General features: G+C 42.0%; 3 protein-coding genes. All 3 read left to right on the top strand.

The annotated features are described in order from the left end of the window. Positions 1-560, top strand: a 560-nt coding sequence (locus F6K49_RS42455; RefSeq protein WP_293107413.1) for a glycosyltransferase, incomplete at its 5' end; no start/stop codon positions are given. 102 nt (positions 561-662) lie between these two features. Then, entirely contained in the window at positions 663-1160 is a 498-nt protein-coding gene (locus F6K49_RS42460; protein WP_293107416.1) for an SPFH domain-containing protein, read from the top strand. 74 nt (positions 1161-1234) lie between these two features. Then, positions 1235-2269 (top strand): transposase (locus F6K49_RS42465; RefSeq protein ID WP_293107419.1); only part of this gene is annotated, 1035 nt, incomplete at its 3' end.

Below are 2269 nucleotides of genomic sequence, written 5' to 3' on the forward strand. Positions count from 1 at the left end.
CCCATGACCAGCCCTTAGTGTTGTTTATGTCTCGTATTGACCCGAAGAAGGGATTGGATTTACTTATCCCAGCTCTAGAAAAGCTCTTAAACGAGGGACTCCAATTTCACTTTGTCTTGGCGGGAACTAATCCTCAAGACCCAAGTTATGAAAATAGTATCATAGAGCAGATCAAGGCTTCAACTCTATCATCAAATACTACCATTACTGGTTTCGTGACTGGTGACTTGAAAGCAGCATTGTTAAAGGATGCGGACGTATTTGTGCTGCCATCTTACTACGAAAACTTTGGGATTGCGGTAGCGGAAGCGATGGTGGCTGGGACAGCAGTGGTGATTTCTGACCAAGTCCATATTTGGGAAAACGTCAAAGATGCTGAAGCAGGATGGGTGAGTGCTTGTGAGGTTCAGGCTTTGACTAGACAGTTACGGGAAGCCCTTCAAAATAAGGATGAATGCCAACTGCGGGGAGTCAAGGCTCAGGAGTATGCTTTAAAGCACTATAGTTGGAATGCGATCGCACAACAAATGATTCAGGTTTACGGTCAAATTAGTCATTAGTACCCCTACGGGTACTGTCAAACCCCCGATAAACCAAGCAAAATAGATGTATCAGCCAATGAGCTAAAACAAAACAGAGCAATACACAAACGATACATGCAAATGGAACGTATTCAGGAAATTCCTACCTTTAAAATTAATGGTTTTGCTGCTCTGGTAGGGATTATTGCGATCGCTAGTTTTGGTGTGTGGTTAGGTAAAGGTCTAGTCGGGTTTTCCAATATCAACGACTTATTGATCTATACCAACAACTTATTTGGTATTGGTCTAGTGATCGTAGCCTTGGTTGCCCTAAAAGGCTTTCTAACTGTGCAGCCTAACCAAGCCCGAGTGCTAGTGTTTTTAGGGAGCTACGTTGGCAGTGTCCGTACCTCTGGCTTTTGGTGGGTTAACCCTTTCGCCTCGAAGCAACTGGTTTCTCTACGAGTGCGTAATTTCAACAGCGATAAGCTGAAGGTAAATGACGCCAAAGGCAACCCCATTGAGATTGCTGCGGTAGTTGTCTGGCGAGTTGTAGACTCAGCCAAAGCGACCTTTGATGTAAATTCCTATCAAAATATCCTGAAATGTGAGAACCCTGTCTCTTTAGACCGGGGATGAAACAGAGCGACGGGGTTAACCCCGCCGTATCCCTTTATTTAAGCTAGAATAGCAATAAGGAGGTGATGCTTTCGTTGTACAGAACAATTCCGATTAAAGCGACATTTTCAGATGAAGAAAAGGCTTTTTGGGTGTTTCAATGTCAACAGGCTAATAGTCTGATAAATTGTGCTATTTATTACACTAAACAGAAGCACTATAAGTGGCTAAAAGAACAACCAGAAGCCTATAGCACTTACTGGCGTGGGGATGAGTTGAGATTTGGTTGGAAAACGTATAAATGCGCAACCAAATATCCAGAGCTAGATAAATATCTAAAGTTGAGTCCCCACTACAAGGCGATGGCCGCCCAGTCCGCCCAACAAACTTTAAAGTCTGTAGGGGAGGCGATAACCAGTTACAACCAATTAGTCGGGCAATATTACAAAGGTCAGGTAGATAGGCCAAGGCTCCTTAGATATCGTAAGAAAGGTGGATTGGCGGCTATTACTTTTCCTAGGCAGGCTTTGACTTATAAAAAAGGGTTATTTTATCCATCCATCAGTAAAGAGAGTAAACCAGAATTAATTACTGAAATAACATTGGAACCGCCACAATTCATAGATCCAGATTGGGTTAAAGAGGTAACTGTTCGTCCTACTCTGGGACAATTATGGATTGACTGGGTAATTGATGATGGTAACCAATCAGTTGATCATAACCCTAACCTAGATTACTCACAGGCATGGAGTTTTGATCATGGCGGCGATAACTGGTTAACCGGAGTTTCAACTCAAGGAAAAAGTCTGATTATCGATGGTCGGAAACTTAAATCAATGAATCAAGGGTACGCCAGATTAGTTGCCAAATATAAAGCTGGCAAACCTGAGTTTTATTGGGACTCGAATCTGGATAGAGTGCAGGTAAAACGTAATAATCAAATGAGAGATGCGATCAATAAAGCAGCAAGGTTTATCATTAACCGATGCCTTCAAGAACGCATTGGAAATATAGTTATTGGTTGGAATGAGCGACAAAAAGATTCGATAAATATAGGGAGGCGTGGTAACCAAAACTTTGTAGTTATCCCAACAAAAAGATTAATCAATAGACTTGAACAACTTTGTTCT

The sequence above is a fragment of the Moorena sp. SIO3I6 genome (assembly GCF_010672095.1).

Coding starts and splice junctions, on each gene's coding strand:
- F6K49_RS42460 (WP_293107416.1), top strand. CDS start 663: ATGGAACGTATTCAGGAAATTCCTACCTTTAAAATTAATGGTTTTGCT.